Below are 24197 nucleotides of genomic sequence, written 5' to 3' on the forward strand. Positions count from 1 at the left end.
AATTGACTTTATACCCCTCTTTCACGTTAAAATGAAAAGAATGTGCTTAAACAGATTCAGAACATAACAATCAGAGTTGTTATCTTAATAGGAGATAAATAGATGGCGGATAAGAAAGCCACGGTCCATATTGATGGTCTTGATCCAATCGAACTTCCAATTTACCAAGGCACTGCTGGCCAAGACGTAATCGACGTACGTACGTTAGGTTCACACGGTCACTTCACTTACGACCCAGGTTTCATGTCGACCGGTTCTTGTGAATCTTCAATCACTTACATCGATGGCGGCAAAGGTGTTTTATTACACCGTGGTTACCCAATCGAGCAATTAGCTGATGAATCAAACTACATCGAGCTTTGCTACTTACTATTAAACGGCGAATTACCGACTAAAGAACAATACGAAGCGTTTGCTCAAGAAATCACGCACAACACAATGCTTGATACTAAAATCGCAAACTTCTTCCAAGGTTTCCGCTTTGACGCTCACCCAATGGCAATGCTGTGTGGTGTTGTAGGTGCTCTTTCTTCTTTCTACCACGAAGATTTAGACATCACTGACGCAACACAACGTAAAACAAGCGCAATCAAGCTAGTTGCTAAATTACCAACTATCGCTGCGATGGCTTACAAATACAATGTAGGTCAACCGTTTGTTTACCCACGTAACGACTTAAGCTTCGCTGAAAACTTCTTACACATGATGTTCTCAGTACCAGCTGAAGAATACAAAGTAAGCCCTGTTCTTGCTAAAGCAATGGACAAAATCTTCATGCTTCACGCTGACCACGAGCAAAACGCATCAACTTCAACTGTTCGTCTAGCTGGTTCTTCAGGTGCTAACCCTTACGCGTGTATCGCGGCTGGTATCGCATCTCTATGGGGCCCTGCGCACGGTGGTGCTAACGAAGCATGTCTTAACATGTTAGAAGAAATCGGCTCTGTTGACCGTATCGACGAGTACGTTGCTAAAGCAAAAGATAAGTCTGATCCTTTCCGTCTTATGGGCTTTGGTCACCGTGTATACAAAAACTTCGACCCACGTGCGACAGTAATGCGTCAAACATGTCACGAAGTACTTGCTGAGCTAAACATTCAAGATCCACTTCTTGATATCGCTATGAAGCTTGAGCAAATTGCACTTGAAGACCCATACTTCGTTGAGAAGAAACTTTACCCTAACGTAGATTTCTACTCAGGTATCATCTTAAAAGCAATCGGTATTCCAACAAGCATGTTCACTGTAATCTTTGCAATGTCACGTACTGTTGGTTGGATCTCTCACTGGGATGAGATGCTTTCTCAACCTGGTCACAAGATCAGCCGTCCTCGTCAGTTATACACTGGTGAAACTTCACGCGATTACGTACCAACAGACAAGCGTTAATACGAATTTGCGTTTAAAAAAGGCCGCTATGCGGCCTTTTTTGTTGCCCTGCACTTGTCTATTTGTGCAAAGTAATTAAAATCGTCGCATTCTTGTAGCTTAAGGCCTTTCATGTTCGATATCACAAAAATACGTGCTGACTTTCCCATACTGAATGTAACAGTCAATGAGCAGCCTTTGGTGTATTTAGACTCAGCAGCGACCTCGCAAAAGCCACAGGCAGTTATTAATGCTCTTAGCCGTTTTTATAGCCACGAGAACGCCAATGTGCACCGCGGCCGCCATACACTCAGTGAAAACGCGACACGCCAATATGAGCATACACGAACGCTACTTGCAGATTATTTTTCTGTAAAAAATAATGAGATAGTGTGGACCAAAGGGGCAACCGAATCGATTAATTTGATCGCAAATGGTCTGGCTTCGAGGCTTAATCCTGGCGATAAAATTGCCCTATCTGCTATTGAACACCACGCTAACATCGTCCCTTGGCAACAGCTAGCTCAGCGTACCGGTGCAGAAGTCATTATTTTGCCGATAGAAAATGATTTAACTATTAATAGCGTGCACTGTAGTGAATTTATCAAGCAACAAAAGCCTAAAATAGTCGCTATTACCCATGCATCAAATACCCTTGGGAATATCACTGATTTAGCGCCAATCATTAACGCATGTAAAGCCATTAATGCTATTTCTGTTATTGATGGTGCGCAGGCAGCCATGCATTTACGCCCTAATTTACAAGAAATTTCCTGTGATTTTTACGTGTTTTCTGCCCATAAAATGCTCGGGCCGACAGGTTTAGGAGGCCTATATGGCCGATTTGAGCTGTTAAATTCGCTCGATGTATATCAAACCGGTGGCGAAATGATCGAAACAGTGAACCTAACACACAGCACTTTTCGTGATGCGCCGGGTAAATTTGAAGCAGGAACACCCAATATTGCAGGTGTCATTGCCTTTAGTGAGGCAATAAATTATTTAATATCGTTAGATTTTCAGCAAATGCGTCAACATGAGCATACAGTTTTTGACTATGCGATAAAACAATTATCAGCTATTGATGGTATTAATATCTATTCAAACCAAACAGATAACATCGGTAACATTAGTTTTAATTATCGCGATGAACATCCGTTTGATTTAGCCACCCTACTTGATGGATTTGGCGTTGCCGTGCGTAGTGGCCATCATTGTACGCAACCTATAATGAGTCATTTAGGCATCCCAGGGACTGTACGAGCAAGTTTTGCGTTATATAACACTAAAGCTGATGTCGATGCCTTTATCAGAGCTGTTAAAAGTAGTATTGAGTTATTAGATTAATTTTGGATAAGTAATGAATTCAGCGTTTGAAGCCGTTAGTAAAAACATTGAAACAGCTGCAGGCTGGCAGCAAAAATATCGCCAAATAATGCTCTTAGGTAAGCAATTACCTGTTATGCCTGAAGTACTCAAAGTAGATGATGCCCTTGTTAAAGGCTGTGAAAGTAAAGTGTGGCTGTATATCGACTTTGATCATACAGAAAACAGCCTAGTTTTAGCGGGCGATTCAGATACTCGCATCGTTAAAGGACTATTGGCTTTAATTTTAGCCTTATACAATGGTCTAACACCGGAGCAAGCGGCGCAAATAAATGCTTATGATGAATTTGAACGACTCGGTCTAATTAGCCATTTAAGCCCTTCTCGTGGTAATGGTATTAAAGCCATGGTTGATAAAATTCAAACCATGGCTGAACAAAAACAATAAGTTTTATAAACTACGCTGTTTTTTATCAAGGTATTTTCTAATCGCTTTGGCTGCAACAAAAAAGCCAAAGCTGCCTGTCACCATGGTTGCAGAGCCAAAACCATTATTACAGTCCATATTCATTGAACCATCTGCACCTTGTTTTGCTTGGCAAACCTCACCTTCAGAGGTTGGATATACAAGCTGCTCTGTAGAATAAACACAATCGACGTTAAATTTTCGCTTTGGATTGCTACTAAAGTTGTACTGTTTTCGCAAAATATAACGTACTTTTGCAAGCAATGGATCATGGGTTGTCTTTGCAACGTCACCAAAACTGATTTGACTAGGGTCGGCTTGCCCGCCTGCGCCTCCGGTGGTAATAACCGGTAGTTTTATGCGTTTACAGTGAGCAATAAGCGCAGCTTTTTCTTTGACCGCATCAATACAATCAATCACATAGTCAAAACCTTGAATATGCTCACGAATGTTATCTAGCGTAATGAAATCGTCAATAACATTAATTTTGATATCTGGATTTATAAGCTCACAACGTGTTTTCATCGCTTCTACTTTTGCTTCGCCTACGGTGCCAGTTAAAGCATGAATTTGACGATTAACATTGGTTGCACAAATATCATCTAAATCAATGAGGGTTAGTTGTCCTACACCCGTTCGAGCCAATGCTTCAGCAGCCCAACTCCCTACGCCACCAATACCAATGACACAAAAATGTGCTTGTTGTAACCAATCAAATTGTTGATGACCATATAAACGTTTAATGCCACCAAAACGAATGTCTTGTGTTGTTTCTTTCATTTACCAATCCAACGTCCAAGGAGCTGTCCACTCTTTGAATTCGTCTGAGTTAAAAACTTCATTAAGATGAGTACCTAAAGTGTAATCACATCGATACTCTTTAAGCTGCTCTTTATAGCTAAATTGTAGTGCATAGGCATGCAAGTTTGTGCGCTCGTCTTTACTACCAGCATAGGTACTATCACCTAGAATTGGAGCGCCTAAGCTTTTCATCGCGACTCTAAGCTGATGTGTCTTACCAGAGAATGGCTTTAACAAGTATGCACGAAGCCCTGGTCGAATACTTTTTGAGTAAAAGCGTGTGATAGCAGGATTCGTTTGGCTCTTTAACAGCTTAAATGCACCACGACGACTTTTCTGCATATCCCCTTTTATCCAACCTTGCTTTTTCTTAGGCTTAGCATCACTAACGGCTAGATAAAACTTATTTATTTTATGATCAGAAAATAGCGAAGTGAATTCAGCTGCTGCTTCTTTGTTACGGGCTAATATAATTAAACCTGATGTTACTTTATCTAGCCTATGAACCGGATAGAGCTTCTCATTAACAAGCTCTTCAGCAAGTACGACAAAACCAGCACATTGTTCACTATGAAAGCTCACACCTGCTGGTTTATAAAAAACAAAGAAGTCATCTTCACTGGCATGAAGATGAACATTATTTACATCATGCATTTTTAGTTGCCAAGCACTGCAATAACGCGCGCTAAGTCTTCAGGGGTATCTACGCCTGCTTGCGGTGCACACAGAGCTTTTGCGATTTTAATTTTGTGACCATGATAAAGTACGCGAAGCTGCTCTAAAGACTCTAAAAGCTCTAATCGAGATTCTGGTAATTCGATGTAGTCCTTAATAAAGCCAGCACGATAAGCATAAATACCAATATGGCGTGCAAAATCAGCAAGATTTAGCTTATCTCGGTCATCATTCATCATCGCATCACGGTGATAAGGGATTGGCGAACGCGAAAAATACAGTGCATTGTTGTCTGCATCGTTAATGACTTTTACACAGTTTGGATTAAATATATCATCAATCTCATCAATGCTGGTGCTCAAAGTCGCCATTGGCGCATCAGAATCAGCAAGTAGCATGGCAACTTGAGATACATTTTCGCTTGCCAATAAAGGCTCATCACCTTGCACGTTGACAACAATAGTGTCACTTTCAAGTTTTAACTGTTCAACAACTTCAGCTAAACGTTCTGTGCCTGATTGGTGATCTTCTCGTGTCATCAATACATTATCAGTAAACTTCTTTACTGCATCAAACACTGTTTGATGATCAGTCGCTACATAAACTTGTGATGCACCTGATGCAACCGCTTTTTCATAAACATGTTGGATCATTGGTTTACCACAAATATCAGCAAGTGGTTTACCTGGTAAACGCGTCGATGCGTAGCGAGCTGGGATAACGACTACGAATTCCACTTATCAACCTCTTCTTGGCTTAATTCACGGGCTTCATTTTCTAAAAGCACCGGGATATCGTCTTTGATTGGGTACGCTAGTTTCGCAGCAGTACTGATAAGCTCTTGATTTTCTTTATCAAGACGTAATTTACCTTTACACACTGGGCAAGCGATAATTTCAAGTAATTTTGTATCAAAGGCCATTGAGGATCCCTTTTTGTTTTAATAATAAATTAAGTTTTTCGATAACTGCTGCTGTTGGCTTTGCATCAACAGGTAAATAATACCAATTTGGTTTAGCAAAACTAAAGCATTTAACTGCATCTTTTTCTGTCATAAATACAGCGTCATCTGCAAAATCGCTAAAGTCATTTGCTTGGTAGGCATAATGATCACGAAAATGATGAGTTGATAGTAAGTTAATGCCTTGCTGCTCAAGACTTATTTCAAAGCGTTTGGGGTTACCAATAGCACTGACCGCATGGCCTTTACCTTGAACTGAATTGGCAAGTTCTGAATTACTTACGGTACGAAATGGGCTTGATGCTAAATCATAGCGGCTTTGAGCGTTGCCACCATTTTCTATGACTAAATCAACCGATTTTAAGCGCGCTTTGGTTTCACGAAGTGGGCCTGCAGGCATTAATAAACCGTTACCAAATTGGCGTTCACTATCAACGATACAACATTCGATATCACGCGCCATTTTATAATGCTGCATGCCATCATCAGAAATAATGACATCGATATCATGTTGTTCTAATTTTTTTATACTCGCTTGTCGGTCAGGGCCAACCATTACAACACAACCTAGGCGGCGTTTAATAAGTACTGGTTCGTCACCAGCTTGCGCTGTACTCGTTTGTTCAGTCACTAACAAAGGATACGAATCAGACTGACCACCATAGCCACGGCTGATCACAGCCACTTTTAAACCTTGCTGCTGTAAGTACTCAGCAAGCCAAATAACAAATGGCGTTTTGCCGTTTCCACCCACGCTAATGTTACCAACAACAATGACTGGAAGATGCGCTTTAAATGCTTTTAGAATATTTAGCTTATAAAACAAAGCGCGAAGTGTTGAGATAAGCCAAAAAAGAACACTGAAAGGTAACAGTAAAACACTGAGTAAGCCTGGCTTTTTATACCAGCTTTTTTCAATAACACTCACTACTGCTCACCAAATTGCATCTTACATAACGCACTATAGGTACCGTCTTTTTCAAGAAGCTCGCTATGTGTGCCCTTTTCGATAACTTGACCATGATCGATAACATAAATGCAATCACTGTTTTCTATTGTTGATAAACGGTGTGCTATCACAATCGATGTTTTTTCTTTCATTAAGCTATCAAGTGCTTGTTGGATCAGTTTTTCAGATTCAGTATCAAGTGCAGATGTCGCCTCATCTAGAATCAAAATAGGGGCATCTTTTAATATTGCACGTGCAATAGCTATTCGCTGGCGCTGGCCGCCTGACAACATAACGCCGTTTTCACCCACCATGGTATCTAAACCTTCTGGTAAATCTTTAACAAACTCCCAAACATGGGCTTGCTTGGCAACCGCCATTAACTCCTCGTTTGTTAACTCGCGGTCGAGGCCATAGCAAATGTTATTCGTAATAGTGTCGTTAAATAAAACCACTTGCTGAGATACCAGTGCAAATTGCTTACGTAAGTCTGTCAGTTTGTAATCAGCAATGTTGACGCCATCAAGCAAAATTTCACTGTCACCTTCAAGCTCATAATAACGCGGTAATAAATTTGAGATGGTCGATTTACCTGAGCCAGAACGGCCAACCAATGCGATGCTTTCGCCGGCATTAATCGAAAGTGATAAATTCTTTAATACAGGCTCATCCTTCGTTGGGTATTTAAAGGTCACATTGTTCACTTCAATTTTCCCAGTTACTTTATCAACGCTGTATGTGCCAGTGTCTTTTTCTACTTCTTCATCTAGTACTAAAAAGATACTTTGCGCTGCCGAAATACCACGTTGTAAATCACTATTAACGTTAGAAAGTTGCTTCAGTGGGCGTAATAACATCATCATTGATGAAATAAGTAATACGAAGTCACCTGAACTGATGGTATCAATCATCGACGGCATAGACACAACCCATAAAATCACGGCCATCGCGCTTGCTGCCAAAATTTGGATAACAGAAACGCTTAACGCTTTAGTTGCATCCATTTTAATGCGCTGCTGACGATTATGATTATTAATAGCCGAGAATTGCGATATCTCTTGCTGTTGACCACCAAAGCCATGAATCACCTTGTGACCAGATAGCATTTGCTCTGAACTGCGAGTTACTTGGCCCATAGCAGATTGGATTTTTTTCGAAATCATACGAAAACGTTTCGATACAAAGGCAACGATAACGGCCACCAGCGGAATAATGACTAAAAATATCAGTGATAGCTTCCAACTGGTATAAAACATATTAAATAGTAAGAAAACAACAAAGGCCCCTTCCCTTACAACAATTAACAGGGCTTTAGTAATGGCTTGTTGAACCTGCTCAGTATCAAAGGTGATTTTAGAGATTAAATCGCCATTTGAATTTTTATCATGGAAAGACACCGGCAGATGTAAAATATGTTCGAATAATTGTTGGCGCAACGTTCTTACAACTTGAGAGCCTACATAACTTAAACAGTACGACGACATATAGTTAAACATGCCACGACCTAATACCAATGCAATTACAACAAATGGTGCATAAGTTAAAACATCAGTGTTACGATCATTTAAACCTTCATCAATGAAGGGCTTCATTAAATTTATAAACAATGCATCCATGGCTGAATAGCCAATCATGCCTACAATGGCGAAAAACGCGATTAACTTATAATCACCCACATAACTGATTAATCGCTTATAGATTTGGGATGTAGTTTGATCCATAACACTCTCTTATTCATAGACTTCGACTATTGTAGCCTTTAGGGGGTAAAAACAAAACGTCAATCTTGTTCGAACCAATAACTTTCCTGCTCTCGCGCAAATTCTAAGCGATATTTATCTTCGTAAAATTTTATGCGTATATGGCCATATTCTGCCGTCGATAACTGCTGTATATGGTGTTGGTTATAACGATTTACAACTTCAGGATGAGGAAAGCGCCATTGCCCTTGATAAGCAGATGAATGGATAACTACTTCAGGGTTTACTGCACCTATAAATTTATAACTGGAAGAAGTATTACTACCATGATGGGGGCTTATTAAAATAGTCGCTCGTAAATCCTTCCCCGCTTCAACAAGCTTAGTTTCTGCCGCTGCAGATATATCCCCAGTCAGTAACACTGAGTAATTAAAACCCGTTACTTTTAATAAACACGACTGATCATTACGACTCGCATTTTCTACCTTTGCTGTAAAACTTCTGATATTAAGCTCATCAAGCTTGAGTGTTGTTGTTTTGCACTTATTTCCCAGCCCCTGAGGATGAAAGATAGCTAGAGTGTCTTGAAACCCTGCCATTTGCCAACTTGTTAAACCGCCAGAATGGTCGTTATCTAAGTGGCTTATTATTGTTGCGATAACAGATAACTGTTGTTTATTGATGTTGTTGAGTAATACACGGCGTACATAATCATAACGACCAAAGTACTGTGGGCCTAAATCATATATTATCGCTTTATTTTTGTGGCTTACCATCACCATTAAGCCATGCCCTACATCAAACACATCTAACTGAAACTTAGCTTCTGGCTTTAATTCACTCTCAACGGCATATATACAAACAGGAATTAAGCACACATATTTATTTGGACTAAAGTACAACAGCAGAAGTGTTATGTAACTTATGATCAATAATGAAAAACTAAACTCATTGAGCGAGAACCAACGCCAGCCATTAGGGATAGAGAGTAGTAATTGATAACCATAATACAGCGCACTGTCGACGAGTGATAACAAACCAGAAATATCCAGTAGACTAGAAACCAAACTATAAAAAATTAAGAAAGGCAATAACAGCACACCAACCAAGGGCACAGCAATAAGGTTAATCAATAAACCTATGACACTAGTGCCTGAGAAGTAATATAAGGATAGAGGCAGTAGACCGACAAATAAAGCGCACTGAACTTGCAGTAGCTGTGCAAATCGCTTTAAAAAACCAAGTGACAAATTAACTGTGTTTTTAGTCAGTAGAAAGATGATCGTAACGGCCAAAAAACTGAAATAGAGCCCAGGGTTCAAAAGTGCAAATGGGTCTATAAACAACACAACACTCAAGGCGTACAAAATTGAACGCCAACGCACTGGGTTTTTCCCTAGGTTATAAATAACAAGGTAACAGCCTAACATCAGCAGCGCTCGGCTTGCGGAAACTATAAAATCACTTAAGTAGACATAGACGAACGAGCAACTGAACCCTACAAAAACAAATAACTTATTTAATTGAATTGATTGGCTTACGCGTAAATGACTCATTCTTAACAGCCACTTACTACTATAAAAGCCGACTGCAAAGATAAGTCCGATATGAAGACCTGAAATAGCTAGTAGATGCGACAAGCCTAATTCACGTAAGTGTTTTCTATCTTCATAGCTTATTTTACTTTTGTCACCGGTTAAAAGCGCATAATAAAGCCATTGTAATTGGGTGCTTGCCGTCACTTTTTCAATATATGTGCGGTAACTCACTCGAAGGGAGTTATATCGATGATGATTTAAATTGCTTATCTCTCCTACGCTTCGGCCTTTATAAAATACTCGCTCAAGTAATGCTTGCCGTTCTCTATCAAAACTATAGAAATTTTTTACCGATCTGTAAGGTTTAAGTTTGAGTTCTGCGCTTAATTCATCTCCACGAGTAACAGGTTTATCTGAAGTAATGCTTAGCATTGCATTAGGAGCAGGTCGAATGCCTGTAGAGCAATATTCAATATTTTTCAGACTTGCTTTAATGTAATAAGGGCTTTGTTCACTGTATGTTTCAACTACCGCAAATCGAACTAATCGGCTTTGTTGGTAATTGATTTGACAGTCAGAGATTGAGTAAAAAATGAAGTAATGAAAAATCACTACTAAAATAGCGCAAATAAACCCTGACAATAGAGTTAAAAAAGGCTTAAAATAGGCACCTGCTAGCAATACAGCAAAACTCATTATATAAAACGCCGCAGTGCCAAATGTATATAGGGTGAAAAAACAGCCTATGACAAAGCCGCTGCATAACCAAATAGATGTAAATGGTTGCTTTAAATGGCTAAGAAAACGATCCAACGCTTTTTACCTGATCATAACAAGGTAAAAGAACACAAGTATTTAAGAATTTTTGGTCGTTTATTGCATGATGCCAATTTATGGCACTTAAATAGACGCTCAGCACGCGGTGCATTTGCTGTTGGTTTATTTTTTGCGTTCATCCCTGTTCCTTTTCAAATGGTTCTTGCAGCCGCCCTGGCTATTCCATTTCGAGTAAATTTACCGATTTCTGTTGCAACAGTGTGGATCACTAACCCACTGACCATGCCTCCTATTTTCTATTGTTCATATATTGTAGGCACGATTGCCCTTGCTCAACCACAGCAGCACTTCCAATTTGAACCAAGCTGGCAATGGTTTATAGATAGCCTTACAACAATTGGCCCAGCATTTTTAGTTGGTTCATTTATTTGTGCAACAGCTGCGGCAATCATTGGTTATTTTGGTACCGACATGCTTTGGAAACGTTCAGTCCGTAAAGCATGGATACATCGCCATAAAAAATAACTGATTTCAGTATAGACAAAAAACCCAGCTTAAAGCTGGGTTTTTTATTTCTTGCAAGAAAGCTATTTGCTTTGCATAAAGCTCTCTAATTGTACCAATCCGCTTAATTAAGTATTATTGCGGGTTGGTATTATTACTTCTTACGAAATACACGACGTGCTGCTGCAAATGGTAATAGCAATAATGCATACCAAGGGAAGCTTGCTGATTGACGCTCGTATTGTTCAATCTCTTCTGCAGGACATTCTTCAACAGAGCCATCAATTGGTGTTAACTTAACAGCCACTGCGACACTTTCATATTCGATATTGCCATTAACATCGACTACAACGTTACCGAATGAATCTGTCTTTTCAACAGTTTTAGTCGCAACACCGAAGATTTCATTATTGTTGTTAATTGATTTCGCTTCAGCAACCGTGTATTTAAAGCGAGTCTCACCATCGTCTTCATAACAAGGTAATAAATTGTTTAAGTTAACAACTGAATCTTCACCAATGGTGTACATGAAACCTTCACGACGACGGGTAGAAGTATTATAAATATCTGTTTCACCCTCACCAACAACAATACCATTATCATTGATATCGTTAGCTAATGAGCTTGAACTTGAGAAGTAATCCGTTGGGAAAACAACGCTATCGCTATTTTTATCGTAGTAGAAAAATTTTGTGCGCGTTGTACCGTCGATTCGCTTGCTCGCATAGCCAACAATAACATCGTCATTATTAACCGCTAAAGGCTGACCTGAAATCCAATCATCTTCTTGGTCGATAAATTCTTTTACTTCACCATTTTCGAAAATAACAGGCATAGTAATACGTGTGCTATTACTCTTATAACGCACATCAGACGTACCAACCACTAAACCATTTTCGTTGATCGCAAGTGCGTTACTACGGAACGCGAAATCTTCGTCATCTTCAGGCGTTAAACCTAAGCCATACATTTCTGTATTGGTAATGTTTAGATTAGTGTCTAATGTCCACTTAACAGCACGTTTATTATAAATACCCGTTGAATAAGTACGGTTGTACGCTTCTACACAGTCTGAAACTGGTTCATCTTCGCCGTCACAGTTATCAGTAATATCATCCAGTGGATCAACCGCAATATCAGTAGAGACAGTGCCTACAACTTCATAGCCATTTGCCGTTTTGATAATGTCATTTGCTGAGCTAATACCGCCGTAATCATCAAACTCTGGTGCAAGTTCAACTTTCACACCGTCTTCGCTGATAACAATTGCACGGCTAATGAAGTCTCTTAAAAAGTGGGTTTCTTCTTCGTCTTCATCTGTTTGAGTGAACGATGTTTTTTCGTAAGGTGCACTGCCCCAACCAACCATAACACCGTCATCTGTTACAGCATTTAGTAAGTTAGAAGTCGAGCGTGTTAAGCCGTCAAAATCAAGAGACTGTTCATCAAATAAAACTTGCTCTGAAGCACCTTCAGATGTGTAAAGCGTTGCAATTGCACTTGATAATTTTTGATATTCAGAGTCAGTTGAACGACCTGTTAAAAAACTTACCATAAATGCATGTGCATCAGCGTTTGTATATACCGCATCGTTATTCTCAATGTCATCAAGAGTAAATGTAATTTCTTTATCAATGAGTTCATACTGCTTTTTAGCTGTATCATAAGCATCTTTGATCAACGAATCTGTAAAATCGATATAAGAGACATCAACGGGTAATTTGTAAAGGCCATTTGCTAAGCCTATGATGTGACCGTTTTCACTAACATCTGTTACGTAGTTAAATTTAGCGCCATCAATTCCACCTAATTCTTCTAATTTATAGGTTGCGCTCATCGCTGAGGTACTTAGGGTGGCTAAAATACTGGCAGCGAGTAATTTGTATTTCATTTTAATCCTTACTACTGATTCTTTAAATCTTCGAGTTCTTCCCAGCGCTCAAAAGCGGCTTCAAGCTCAGACTCTAACTCGGCTAAATGGTTCAATGCTTCTGTTGTAATTGCAGCATCTTGCTTAAAAAAGTCAGGGTCATTAACCACAACTTGCTGAGCGTCTAACGCTTTTTCAAGTTGTTCCACTTTACTGGGTAATTCTTCTAATTCAAGTTTTAATTTGTAAGAGAGTTTATTACTTTTCTTTGGTGTTTTATCTTGGCTAACAACGGCCGGCTTTTCTTGTTTAATTTGTTGCTGTTGTTGTTTTTCTTGCTCAGCTAAATGAGCTGCATACGCTTCATAGTCGCTATAGCCACCAACAATGTCGGTGATCTTGCCGTTACCTTCAAATGCCCATACAGAATTACAGGTATTATCAATAAATTCACGGTCATGGCTTACAATCAGTACAGTGCCCTGATATTGGTTGATGATCTCTTCTAAGAGCTCTAAAGTTTCAATATCAAGGTCATTGGTTGGCTCATCGAGAACAATAATGTTAGATGGCTTTAAAAATAACTTTGCTAATAATAAGCGGTTTTTCTCACCACCTGAAAGCGCTTTTACTGGCGTACGCGCTCTTGCCGGTGGAAATAAGAAGTCTTGTAAGTAACCTAGTACATGACGTGAGCGCCCGCCCATCATCACTTCTTGCTTACCTTCAGCTACGTTATCTTGTACTGTGGCTTCTTCATCAAGCTTTTGACGATACTGGTCAAAATAAGCAAACTCTAAGTTAACACCTTGCTTAACACTGCCGCTATCAGGTGTTAAGTCACCAAATAAAATTTTAAGCAGTGTTGTTTTACCAATACCATTTGGCCCAACAAGGCCAACACGATCGCCACGCATAACAAGGGTTGAAAAGTCTTTTGCGATGACTTTATCTTTAAATGCATGACAGATGTTTTTCGCTTCGAATACTAATTTACCTGAACGATCCGCTGTTTCAATATTGAAATCGGTTTTACCTACCTGATCAACACGCTGCTTACGCTCTTTACGTAACTCTTTTAAAGCACGTACACGGCCTTCATTACGCGTTCTACGTGCTTTAATACCTTGGCGGATCCACGCTTCTTCTTCTGCTAAGCGCTTATCAAATAATGCGTTTTGTGTTTCTTCTACTTTTAGATCATGCGCTTTTTGTTCAAGATATGTCGCATAATCGCCAGGGTATGAAACCAGCTTACCACGGTCTAAATCAAGAATACGGGTTGCAACTGCTCGAATGAATGCACGGTCGTGAGAAATAAAAACGATGCCGCCTTTAAACTCTTTTAAAAATTGCTCAAGCCAAATAACACTACTCATATCTAAGTGGTTGGTAGGCTCATCAAGTAGCAGTAAATCAGGTTCACTAACCAAGGCTCGTGCAAGAGCAACTTTACGTAGCCAACCACCCGATAATGATTCAAGCTTGGCTTCTGGGTCTAGCTCTAAGCGAGATAAAACGAGCTGAATACGGGTATCAAAACGCCAGCCATCAACGGTTTCTAATTGATTAGATAAACGCTCTAATTTGTTAAGCAATTTATCGTTATAGTCTGTTTGCATTTGATTACTAACTTGGTGATATTCTATCAGTAAGTTAGCAATTTCAGGCATGCCCTGCGCGACATAATCAAATACTGAGCCTGCCGCCCCTTTTGGTGGGTCTTGCTCTAAACGTGAAATGCGAATACCGCCTAATTGGTTGATTTCACCATCATCCAATGTCACTTGGCCATCAAGCACTTTTAATAGTGTTGATTTACCTGCACCGTTTCGACCAACGATACAAACACGCTCACCTGACTCAATAACGGCATCGGCATCATCTAGTAGCGGATGCGTACCATAAGCGAGTTGAGCTTTGGCTATTCTGATTAAATCCATCGTGATTACTACTCTTATTCTTTATTATCAGCAATAAATTGCGCTAATTGCTCAGCATCAAAAGGCCAAAATAATTTCTTGCCTTGATGAGATTCCACAACCGGAATACTGGTTTGGTAAAGTTCAATCAGCTGTTCACTGTCCATAATATCTTTTGCTACAAACGAAGCGTTTGCAGCAATTAATAATTCATCGGCCATTTCACACAGATGACAGCCATCAGTGTGGTACAGGGTAAAATTAGCCATGAGTAATAAGCCAGCTATTATGAATTTGCTTATTACGTTTAAAATCTGGTGATAAAGTCTTGTCAGAAATGTTTTCTGCTTTTAAACCCAGACCCATTAGCCCTACTTCATCCATGCTAAAGCCACGCTTATTATTTGAGAATATAAGCGTACCGTTAGGGCTTAAAATTTTCTTAACCCAGGTAAGTAGTTTGATATGGTCGCGTTGTACATCAAACGCATCTTTCATACGTTTTGAGTTTGAGAACGTCGGTGGATCTAAGAAAATTAAATCATATTGGCCTTGTGCATACTCAAGCCACTTCAAGCAGTCTGCTTGCTCAAAACGATAACGGGTGTTACTGATATCATTCAGAGCAAAGTTTTCTTGCGCCCACTTTAAGTAGGTTTTTGACATATCAACGGTGGTAATGGCTTTAGCACCACCCACAGCAGCATGCACAGATGCACTGCCCGTATAAGCAAACAAGTTTAAGAAACGTTTGCCTTGTGCGTTTTGTTGGATATAACGACGAGCCAGACGATGATCTAAGAACAAACCAGTATCTAAATAATCAAATAAGTTTACTTTGAATTTAGCGCCAAACTCTTCTACTACTTGAGTACGATTTTGTTTTGCTACCTTGGTATATTGCTCTTCACCTTTTTGCTTTTTACGCACTTTAACTGCAATATTTTCTGGTGCTATCTTTAACTGCTCAGCGGTCAAGCTGATCACATCTTGCAAACGTTTTTGAGCCGTATTGTCATCGATTTCTTTCGGTGCAGCATATTCAAAAATAACCGCTGAATCATCGTATACATCAACAGCTACGTTATATTCTGGAATATCCGCATCATAAACACGGTAGCAGCTTACTTCATTTTGCTTTAACCAGTTCTTTAAATTTTGCTTATTTTTCTTTAAACGGTTTGCAAAGGCTGTTGAACCTTCAAAATTAAGAGCCGGCTTATCTTCTTTGCTAATTTCTACTTGTTTATCGTCAAGTTGGTATAAATTTAATACAACATCTAAAGGGCCATTTTTAAACTTATAGCGTTTTAACTTAACTAACTTTAATAACTTAAATAAGCTTTCGTCAGTGCCAAGTAAAGCAAGTTTCCAATGATTAAAGTGCTTTTTGAAGCCAACACCTAAGCTACGGTGTAAGTTAACCAGCTCAGCCATTGAGCCTAAACGTTCACCATAAGGTAAGTTTGAAATCACCACACCAGGTAGTTTTGCAACTGAGGTTAACTTAGTGGCATCGCTTTGTTTAAACTTAATCACATTACCAAGGTCAGCACGCTCTGCGTTTTCTTGCGCTTTTGAAATCACACTGGCGTCAATATCATGGCCAATAAGCCAAAGTTTAGGATCTGTAATTTGGGCCGTTAGTTCTGCTTTTAATTCTTTGTATTTTTGAATTCGGAAACTAGGCAGGCGCTCAAAAGCAAAGCCTTCACGGAATAAGCCCGGCGCTTCATTGCGTGCCATGCTTGCGGCTTCAATTAAAATGGTACCCGAACCACAGCATGGATCGAATAAAGGTTGTTGTACGTTTTCAAGCCAACCACTTCGTTTTACAAGGGCTGCAGCTAAATGCTCTTTAATCGGCGCTTTGCCTTGATCTTGACGATAACCACGCTCAGATAAACGCGGGCCTGAATAATCGATATAAAGCGCAACACCTTGACGATTCAACCTTGCTACAACACGTACATTGGCATTGTATTTATCAACATCAGGACGTTGCTCGAATAAATCCGCGAAATAATCAACAATCGCATCTTTTACAACTAGACCTGAAAATTGCGTATTTTTTAAATCGTTATTAGTACCACTAAAGTCAACAGCAAAGGTTTGTTTAGGGCCAAACCACTCCTGCCAAGGCTGCAAGCGCGCAAATTGATAAAGGCTGTCTTTGTCTTTTACGCCTTCCTTTTCTTCTATCAGCATCATGATACGAGTCGCAAAACGGCTCGATAAACAAATCTTTTGTGCTAATAAGCTATCTGCTTCAAAACGTACAGAGCCCACGGTTTGTTTTGAGACTTCTGCACCTAGTGCTGTAAGCTCATCAACAAGTAAATTTTCTATTCCGATAGAAGTAAGTGCGATAAATTGCAAAGTAAAAACCCTTAAATGCTATTTGCGCAGGATTATAGCATAGCTTGGCGAACAAAAACGCCAACATTTGCAGGGATATTAGCTGGATTTTTACTTAGCTCACTAGGTTACGAATCTCTCGCGGCGATTAAATCGCTCCTAAAGTGAACAAATTTCAATTCACAAAGGTCAACACGCCCTAGGCAGATTTAAACTGTTTTTGTTGAATATAAACAGGATGGATACGGTTATTTAAAACCTTAATAGCCTCAAACTGTTCAAGAGAAAGGTTTTCGTCTAGTTGAAAGTGTTGGCTTAGGTTAATACACACTGAGGCTTCGCTTGAGTGAGCAACAATCAAAAACTCACCTTCTTGTGCCTGTGAGCACAACTTCACTACAGCTTCGACACTTGGTTGGCTACCATGATACTCATGAAAGAACCAACTTTTTGCAAGTACTGGCTTTAAATGAAATTTGACCGCAGTAGCATTTAGCGCGATTTGGCAAAGCTCTGCAGGGTTCCATAGTGAGAAAGTTTCGAGGTATTGATAAACTTGCTGATAAAATGCAGCGTCTTCAAGGCTAAAGTTAGGCTCTTGTAAAACAGCATCGGTGAGTTGGCGAAGTTTGTAAGGCGTGCACAGTTGCATATCTTGGTCTAGGTCAACCAAAAGACGATTATTTTTTGCACAAGCAAGCCATTTCCATTGCTTAGATGCTTGTAACATGTCTCCTCCCTAACGAATAAATACTGTGCGCATAATCACAAATTATAACTAAAGCAGACCATTAATAAAATGATTTCTTAGAACATTTTATTAATGATCAATTGCTTAGATAACTGATCCTTATAAGCTGTTAAGGATCGTTTTTACCAATTCTGGGCCTTTATAAATGAAACCAGTGTAAACTTGTACAAGGTCTGCACCTGCTGCAAATTTCTCTTTTGCCGAATCAGCATCGTCAATACCACCCACACCAATAATAGGTAGTTTACCTTCGGTTAAACGCTTAAGTTCACTAACCACGTGGGTTGAACGCTGACGCACAGGCTGGCCTGATAAACCACCCGCTTCATTTGCGTACTGTTGACCTTGTACCATTGCACGCTCAAGTGTGGTGTTTGTAGCAATAACACCATCGATCTTATTGTTGATCAATGACTCACTAACTTGGCCGATTTGTACTTCATCAAGATCAGGGGCGATCTTAACTAGCATAGGCACTTGCTTGTTATGTTTAGCAACTAGATCAAGTTGTTCATTCTTTAAGCTTTGCAATAAGTCATCAAGCGCTTCGCCGTACTGTAAATCACGAAGACCTGGGGTATTCGGTGAAGAAATATTTACTGTGATATACGATGCATGCTCAAATACTTTACGCATACAGTGAATGTAATCATCTTTACCCTGCTCGTTTGGTGTATCTTTATTTTTACCAATATTAATACCTAGAATACCGTCGTATTTCGCTGCTTTAACATTGTTAACTAGGTTATCAACGCCCTTATTGTTAAAGCCCATGCGGTTAATAATCGCATTTGATTCAGGTAAGCGGAAAATACGCGGCTTGTCATTACCCGCTTGAGGACGTGGTGTAACAGTACCTACTTCAACAAAACCAAAACCCATTTGCGAAAATGCATCAATACACTCGGCATTTTTATCTAAGCCTGCCGCTAAACCTACTGGATTTTTAAACTCTAAACCTAAAAAATTAACGGGTTTATTAGGGACAGATTGAGACCACGCAGCACTCAATGGCGTATGAGCAAATCGGCGTAAATTATTAAGTGCAAATTCATGAGCCCACTCCGCATCACGGGTAAACATAAAACGGCGAGCTAGATCATAAAACATGGTTTGTTCCTTAGGTAAAAATAAACAAGGTAGCCGTTTGTAAACGGACCATTGCAAATTAAGGGCAAAAAAATACCCCAGCGAGCTGGGGTATGTATTTTAACGACTTTTCACTTATTTGGAAGTGTCACAGTTGTGGCTTAACAACATTAGTTCACGAAGTGCCACTGAGAACTTCGCAAAATCATGGCTTTGCGATGTTTTGAACTCAGATAGCATCTGCTTCCAACGTTGTAATAGTAGATCTTGGTTATCCATCCACTCATCAATTTGTGCATCAATGTCTTTGCTGTCTGCAGCAAAGCTATTAAGTACCACAGCTGATAATGTACGTTGTTGCCAATCCAGCTCTTCACGGTAAGAAGCACGAGCAAGTGCTTGCCAGTGGTTCGCAACTGGTTGGTTGGTGATTTGGTCAAGGAACCAATGTAAGCCCATACGCGCACCTAGCTTGAAGTAGGTGTTAGAAACCATATCAATGCTACGCTCTGAATTGTTAGCGATTTCAGCTAAGTCCATTACAGAGAATAAGCTTGATAGTGACACAATACGTGTTGCAAGTGCTTTTGGTACATTGCTGTCAATTAGCTTATCTGCCGCTTTAACTAGGCGCTCGCTTTCTTTTTCAACCATGTAGCTGTTCAAGTTTTCACTTAAATCAGCAAATGTTGGTGCAAAGAATTCAATTGCTTGCTCAATCGTTTGTGCTTTATTGCGATGACGTAAGAACCAACGTGTTGCACGACGAACCGTACGACGTAATTGATATAGCATTTCTGTTTGTACAGCTGCTGGGATCTTATTATCAAGTGCAACAATTGATGACCATGTTTCTGGCATCTGGAACACTTCTTTTGCAATTGAGTAGCAAAGTGCGATTTCAGCTTCGTTCGCACCTGTTTCTTCGTGCATACGAACCATAAAGTTAAGACCCATATCGTTAACGATGTTGTTTGCAAGTTTCGTTGCGATAATCTCTTTACGAAGTGGGTGGTTATCCATTGCATCGTTAAACTTCTCACGAAGTGGCACTGGGAACGACTTAACTAATAACTGACGGTAGTAAGGGTTTTCAGTGATTTCATCAACCACTAGAGACTCTTTTAATACCATCTTCGCGTAAGAAACAAGTACAGAAAGCTCTGGACGAGTTAAATCTTTACCCGCTGCTGCGCGCTCTGCAAGTTCTTCATCCGTTGGGATGAACTCTATTGCACGGTTAAGCTTGCCATCTTTTTCAAGGGCATGGATGAAACGTACTTTTTCTTTAAGCGTTGACGTACCTTTTGATTGAGTAATCGATAAGGTATGCGTTTGACGATAACAGTCTTTTAATACTAACTCAGACACTTCATCAGTCATTGAATAAAGTAACTCATCACGCTGTTTACGTGTTAAGTCACCTTCAGCAACTAGGCCATTAAGTAAAATCTTGATGTTTACTTCGTTATCTGAACACGCAACACCACCTACGTTATCGATAAAGTCGGTGTTAACACGACCGCCTTTAGCCGCAAATTCGATACGACCTAATTGAGTCGCACCTAAGTTACCGCCCTCACCTAAGATCTTCGCACCAAGCTCAGAACCGTTAATACGAAGTGCATCATTCGCGCGGTCACCCACATCAGCATCAGTCTCTTTAGAGTTCTTGATGTAAGTACCGATACCACCATTCCAAAGTAAATCAAACTCCATCATTAGAGCTGCTTTGATTAACTCGTTAGGTGTCATGCTCGCTTTCTTAGTGCCAAGCATTTTCTTCATTTCTGGGCTTAAGGTAATTGATTTAGCCGCACGAGAGAAAATACCACCACCTTGTGAAATAAGGTCTTTATTGTAATCTTCCCAAGAAGAACGCGGTAGATTAAATAAACGCTCACGCTCTGGGTAAGATGTCGCTGCATCTGGATTTGGATCAACAAAGATGTGCATGTGGTTAAACGCTACTTGTAAGCGAATGTGCTTAGAAAGCAGCATACCATTACCAAATACGTCACCTGCCATGTCGCCGATTGCCACCACAGTGAAATCTGTTGTTTGACAGTCAATATCCATTTCACGGAAATGACGCTTAACAGATTCCCACGCACCTTTTGCAGTGATACCCATTTTCTTGTGGTCGTAACCTACTGAGCCACCTGATGCGAATGCATCACCTAGCCAGAAGTTATATTCATTTGCAATGCCGTTAGCGATATCAGAGAAAGTCGCAGTACCCTTATCGGCAGCAACAACTAAATACGGGTCATCTTCATCATGACGAACAACATCAACTGGTGGAACAATCTCACCACGTTCAATGTTATCTGTGATATCTAATAAACCACGGATGAAAATCTTGTAACACTCTTGGCCTTCTTTGAAGAATGCTTCACGGTCTGTCGGTAGCTGTTTACATACGAAACCACCTTTCGAACCGACTGGCACGATAACCGTGTTTTTAACTTGTTGTGCTTTAACAAGACCCAGTACTTCAGTACGGAAGTCTTCACGACGGTCAGACCAACGTAAACCACCACGAGCAACTTTACCACCACGTAAATGCACACCTTCAACGCGCGGCGAGTATACAAAGATCTCAAACGCAGGCAGTGGTAATGGCATTTCTGGGATCATAGAAGGCTGGACTTTGAACGATACATATGACTTAAATTGGCCATCAGCTTCTTTTTGGAAGAAGTTCGTTCTAAGAGTTGCATTGATCATATCAACGTATAAACGGATGATACGGTCATCATCTAGGTTTGCTACGTTTTCTAGTTCAAGATTAACTTGTGCAACTAGCTTCTCAAGTGTCTTTTCACTGCCAGGGTTCTTAACTGAGAACTTTTTAGTGAATAAGTTAACGATTTGCGATGCAATGTGTGGGTAATTTGCAAATGTGCTTTCGATGTATGTTTGCGAGAAAGTTACACCAATTTGACGCATGTATTTAGCGTAGGCACGAAGAATAGACGCTTCACGACCTGTTAAGCCACCCATTAATACTAAACGGTTGAAGCCATCATTTTCTAAACGGTTATTCCACACGTTCGTTAATGCAGCACGGAAACGCGCTGACACTTTATCAAAGTCAGCAATGCCCTTGTTGTCAATTAGCATGGTGAAATCCATGATCCAATTAACTTTACCGTCAGTCGTTTTCACAGAGTAAGGTGTTTCACCTACTACACGTAAACCAAAGTTTTCTAACATCGGCATTACGTCAGATAAGTGGATTGGCACATCTTTATGGAATAAGCTTAAACGAACAACATTTGTGTTTGCTTCTTCTTGTGGGCGGTAGAACAACATTTCTAGTTTGTTCTCGTCGTTTAGAAGTTCTAGCTTTTCAATATCAACAACCGCTGCACTTGGTAAAACCTGATCTTTATACGCACTTGCAAACGCTTGTGCATATTTACGGTTTAGTTCTTTACCGCGTGCTTCACCTGCGCTTTCAAGTAGTGCAGATTGGAGTCTATCTTCCCAAGTACGGGCAGCTTCAATTAGGTTGTTTTCGATGTCTTTCACGTTATATTCAATATTATTGTCAGTCACACGCACCGTGTAATGTGTACGGGCTAATGTTGACTCAGAGAAGAAAGTAGTAAATTCGACTTTATCGTCAGAATTAAATGCATTGGCTAAGATACGTTGCGTTTCACGACGTAGTGCCGTGTTATAGCGCTCACGCGGAACATATACCATGCAAGAGAAGAAACGGCCATATGCGTCTTTACGCACAAAAATACGGCACATATCACGCTCTTGTACTTGTAATACACCCATGGCAACTTCAAGTAGTTCAGCTTCACGTGCTTGCACAAGCTCATCACGTGGATACGTTTCTAAAATATTTAATACCGCTTTGTATGCATGGGTGCCTTTAGCAAAGTCACACATTTCCATAATGCGGTTAATCTTACTTTTCAGTACAGGTACATCAGCGGCGCTGTTGTTGTAAAAGCTTGATGAGAATAAACCAAGGAAACGGTCTTCACCAATTACGTTGCCCTCATCATCATAACGCTTAATACCCACGTAGTCGATGTATGCAGGTCGATGTACACGAGACACTGAATTTGTTTTCGTTAAAATTAATAAGTTGCTGCTACGCGCTTCTTGGCGCGCTACTTCAGGTAACTCAGAAAGTAAGCGGCTATGCTCTTCGTCTGTGTTTTTCATTAGACCAAGGCTAGTGCCCTTTTTACCTTTTAACTGGTAATCACCTTGCACTGGCGAAAGTTCATACTCACGGTAACCCATTAGCGTAAAGTTATCTTTAGCTAACCAGTCTAAAAACTCTACCGTTTCTGCAACTTCGCTTTCGTTATTATTATGGTGGCGTTTAGGTAAGTCTTTCGTTACCGCAATTAGCTTTTCACGAATTGGCTGCCAATCTTCTACAGCGATAGATACGTCAACTAACACAGACTCAAGCTCTTTTTTGAAAGACTCAATTACTTTTGCATCTGTTTGACGATCAATTTCGATAAAGAACACAGTTTTTGTCGACGTTGATTCTTGCTCTGCTTTTAAGCTTGAAATACCCGTGATTTTAGCATTTTTATCACGTTGGATTTTCAGCGGAGAGTGAAGTAATAAGTGAGAAGCGATGTTTGCGCGGGTCATGGCCATGCGCACAGAATCAACGAGGAAAGGCATGTCTTTCGCGATGATTTCAACAATAGTGTGCGATGACTGCCAGCCATCTTTTGCTACTTCAGGATTGAAAACACGGACAACCGCGTCATCAGAATTATTTTTTTCTAGCGAGTTCCATAGGCTTAGTGCAGCGCCATATAAGTCACTATCGTTGCGATGAGCCAAATCCTCTTTAGACATATTGCTGTACAAGGCTTTGGCGAATTTCTCAACGAGTAACACATTATCAGCGTGAACTTTTTTCTGGATCAGCTTACAGACATTATCTAAGATAACCGAGGCTTGCCCTTCATTTCGTGTCATTGTATGTTCCTTAATCTATACTACTTATCGATTAGTAGAATATTTGTACAGCCATTTATTAGCGTGGAGTCAGGTAAATTCTAACTCTTTTACAGCTAATAAACAGCCTTTTCGATGAAATCATTTTAAGCTTTTCAGCTATTTGGTCATCTATTCACAAAATATAGA

The 24197-nt window shown here is 40.0% G+C and carries 18 protein-coding genes; 4 read left to right on the forward strand and 14 right to left on the reverse strand.

The annotated features are described in order from the left end of the window. Positions 1–102 precede the first annotated feature (102 nt). The 3 genes from J8Z28_RS09680 (at position 103) to J8Z28_RS09690 (ending at position 3142) form a co-directional block, all read left to right on the forward strand. On the forward strand, positions 103–1389 hold the full coding sequence (locus J8Z28_RS09680; protein WP_054551373.1) for a citrate synthase: 1287 nt from the start codon (positions 103–105) through the stop codon (positions 1387–1389). A 111-nt stretch (positions 1390–1500) separates the two neighbouring features. After that, entirely contained in the window at positions 1501–2715 is a 1215-nt protein-coding gene (locus J8Z28_RS09685; RefSeq protein WP_250659324.1) for an aminotransferase class V-fold PLP-dependent enzyme, read from the forward strand. 13 nt (positions 2716–2728) lie between these two features. Then, on the forward strand, positions 2729–3142 hold the full coding sequence (locus tag J8Z28_RS09690; protein WP_054551375.1) for a SufE family protein: 414 nt from the start codon (positions 2729–2731) through the stop codon (positions 3140–3142). A 3-nt stretch (positions 3143–3145) separates the two neighbouring features. Here the strand turns inward: J8Z28_RS09690 and tcdA are convergent, their stop codons facing one another. From tcdA to J8Z28_RS09725, 7 genes are read right to left on the reverse strand one after another with little or no spacing between them, the layout of a single operon-like run. Continuing rightward, complete coding sequence (tcdA, locus tag J8Z28_RS09695) at positions 3146–3940, reverse strand: tRNA cyclic N6-threonylcarbamoyladenosine(37) synthase TcdA (protein WP_250659325.1); 795 nt, start codon at positions 3938–3940, stop codon at positions 3146–3148. Further along, on the reverse strand, positions 3941–4615 hold the full coding sequence (locus J8Z28_RS09700; protein WP_063529407.1) for a TIGR01621 family pseudouridine synthase: 675 nt from the start codon (positions 4613–4615) through the stop codon (positions 3941–3943). It abuts the gene before it with no gap. A 2-nt stretch (positions 4616–4617) separates the two neighbouring features. Beyond that, on the reverse strand, positions 4618–5373 hold the full coding sequence (gene kdsB / locus J8Z28_RS09705) for a 3-deoxy-manno-octulosonate cytidylyltransferase (protein WP_055021960.1): 756 nt from the start codon (positions 5371–5373) through the stop codon (positions 4618–4620). Further along, positions 5361–5558 carry a Trm112 family protein gene (locus J8Z28_RS09710; protein ID WP_036968654.1) on the reverse strand — a complete coding sequence of 66 codons (198 nt, stop codon included), beginning with the start codon at positions 5556–5558 and terminating at the stop codon, positions 5361–5363. Before J8Z28_RS09710 ends, kdsB begins: the two co-directional genes overlap by 13 nt. Continuing rightward, a complete protein-coding gene (gene lpxK / locus J8Z28_RS09715; protein WP_250659326.1) occupies positions 5548–6525 on the reverse strand; it encodes a tetraacyldisaccharide 4'-kinase in 978 nt (325 codons plus the stop codon). The genes J8Z28_RS09710 and lpxK overlap by 11 nt, the downstream gene beginning before the upstream one ends. Continuing rightward, positions 6525–8267 (reverse strand): lipid A export permease/ATP-binding protein MsbA, encoded by a 1743-nt coding sequence (gene msbA, locus J8Z28_RS09720; RefSeq protein WP_054561577.1) that lies wholly within the window; start codon positions 8265–8267, stop codon positions 6525–6527. The genes lpxK and msbA overlap by 1 nt, the downstream gene beginning before the upstream one ends. 59 nt (positions 8268–8326) lie before the next feature. Continuing rightward, positions 8327–10480, reverse strand: a complete 2154-nt coding sequence (locus tag J8Z28_RS09725; protein WP_250659327.1) for a DNA internalization-related competence protein ComEC/Rec2 — start codon at positions 10478–10480, stop codon at positions 8327–8329. A gap of 96 nt (positions 10481–10576) precedes the next feature. On the opposite strand from J8Z28_RS09725, the gene J8Z28_RS09730 reads away from it, so the two are divergent. Then, positions 10577–11086, forward strand: coding sequence for a DUF2062 domain-containing protein (locus tag J8Z28_RS09730; protein ID WP_054561579.1), 510 nt, complete (start codon positions 10577–10579; stop codon positions 11084–11086). Between the two features lie 133 nt (positions 11087–11219). On the opposite strand, the gene J8Z28_RS09735 is transcribed toward J8Z28_RS09730, so the two are convergent. The 7 genes from J8Z28_RS09735 to J8Z28_RS09765 all read right to left on the reverse strand — a co-directional run bounded on the left by J8Z28_RS09735 (position 11220) and on the right by J8Z28_RS09765 (position 24029). After that, entirely contained in the window at positions 11220–12956 is a 1737-nt protein-coding gene (locus J8Z28_RS09735) for a DUF3466 family protein (RefSeq protein WP_250659328.1), read from the reverse strand. An 11-nt stretch (positions 12957–12967) separates the two neighbouring features. Next, positions 12968–14878, reverse strand: coding sequence for an ATP-binding cassette ATPase Uup (uup, locus tag J8Z28_RS09740; RefSeq protein ID WP_250659329.1), 1911 nt, complete (start codon positions 14876–14878; stop codon positions 12968–12970). 14 nt (positions 14879–14892) lie between these two features. After that, positions 14893–15126 carry a glutaredoxin family protein gene (locus J8Z28_RS09745; protein WP_062564473.1) on the reverse strand — a complete coding sequence of 78 codons (234 nt, stop codon included), beginning with the start codon at positions 15124–15126 and terminating at the stop codon, positions 14893–14895. Beyond that, on the reverse strand, positions 15119–17236 hold the full coding sequence (gene rlmKL, locus J8Z28_RS09750) for a bifunctional 23S rRNA (guanine(2069)-N(7))-methyltransferase RlmK/23S rRNA (guanine(2445)-N(2))-methyltransferase RlmL (protein WP_250659330.1): 2118 nt from the start codon (positions 17234–17236) through the stop codon (positions 15119–15121). Before rlmKL ends, J8Z28_RS09745 begins: the two co-directional genes overlap by 8 nt. Before the next feature lie 178 nt (positions 17237–17414). Beyond that, on the reverse strand, positions 17415–17945 hold the full coding sequence (locus J8Z28_RS09755) for a cell division protein ZapC domain-containing protein (RefSeq protein ID WP_250659331.1): 531 nt from the start codon (positions 17943–17945) through the stop codon (positions 17415–17417). 120 nt (positions 17946–18065) lie between these two features. Then, positions 18066–19076, reverse strand: a complete 1011-nt coding sequence (gene pyrD, locus J8Z28_RS09760; protein ID WP_054561585.1) for a quinone-dependent dihydroorotate dehydrogenase — start codon at positions 19074–19076, stop codon at positions 18066–18068. Positions 19077–19190: 114 nt separating this feature from the next. Next, on the reverse strand, positions 19191–24029 hold the full coding sequence (locus J8Z28_RS09765) for an NAD-glutamate dehydrogenase (protein WP_250659332.1): 4839 nt from the start codon (positions 24027–24029) through the stop codon (positions 19191–19193). Between the last annotated feature and the right edge of the window lie 168 nt (positions 24030–24197).

This window comes from Pseudoalteromonas sp. SCSIO 43088 (genome assembly GCF_023650795.1).
GTDB classification, from domain to species: domain Bacteria; phylum Pseudomonadota; class Gammaproteobacteria; order Enterobacterales; family Alteromonadaceae; genus Pseudoalteromonas; species Pseudoalteromonas shioyasakiensis.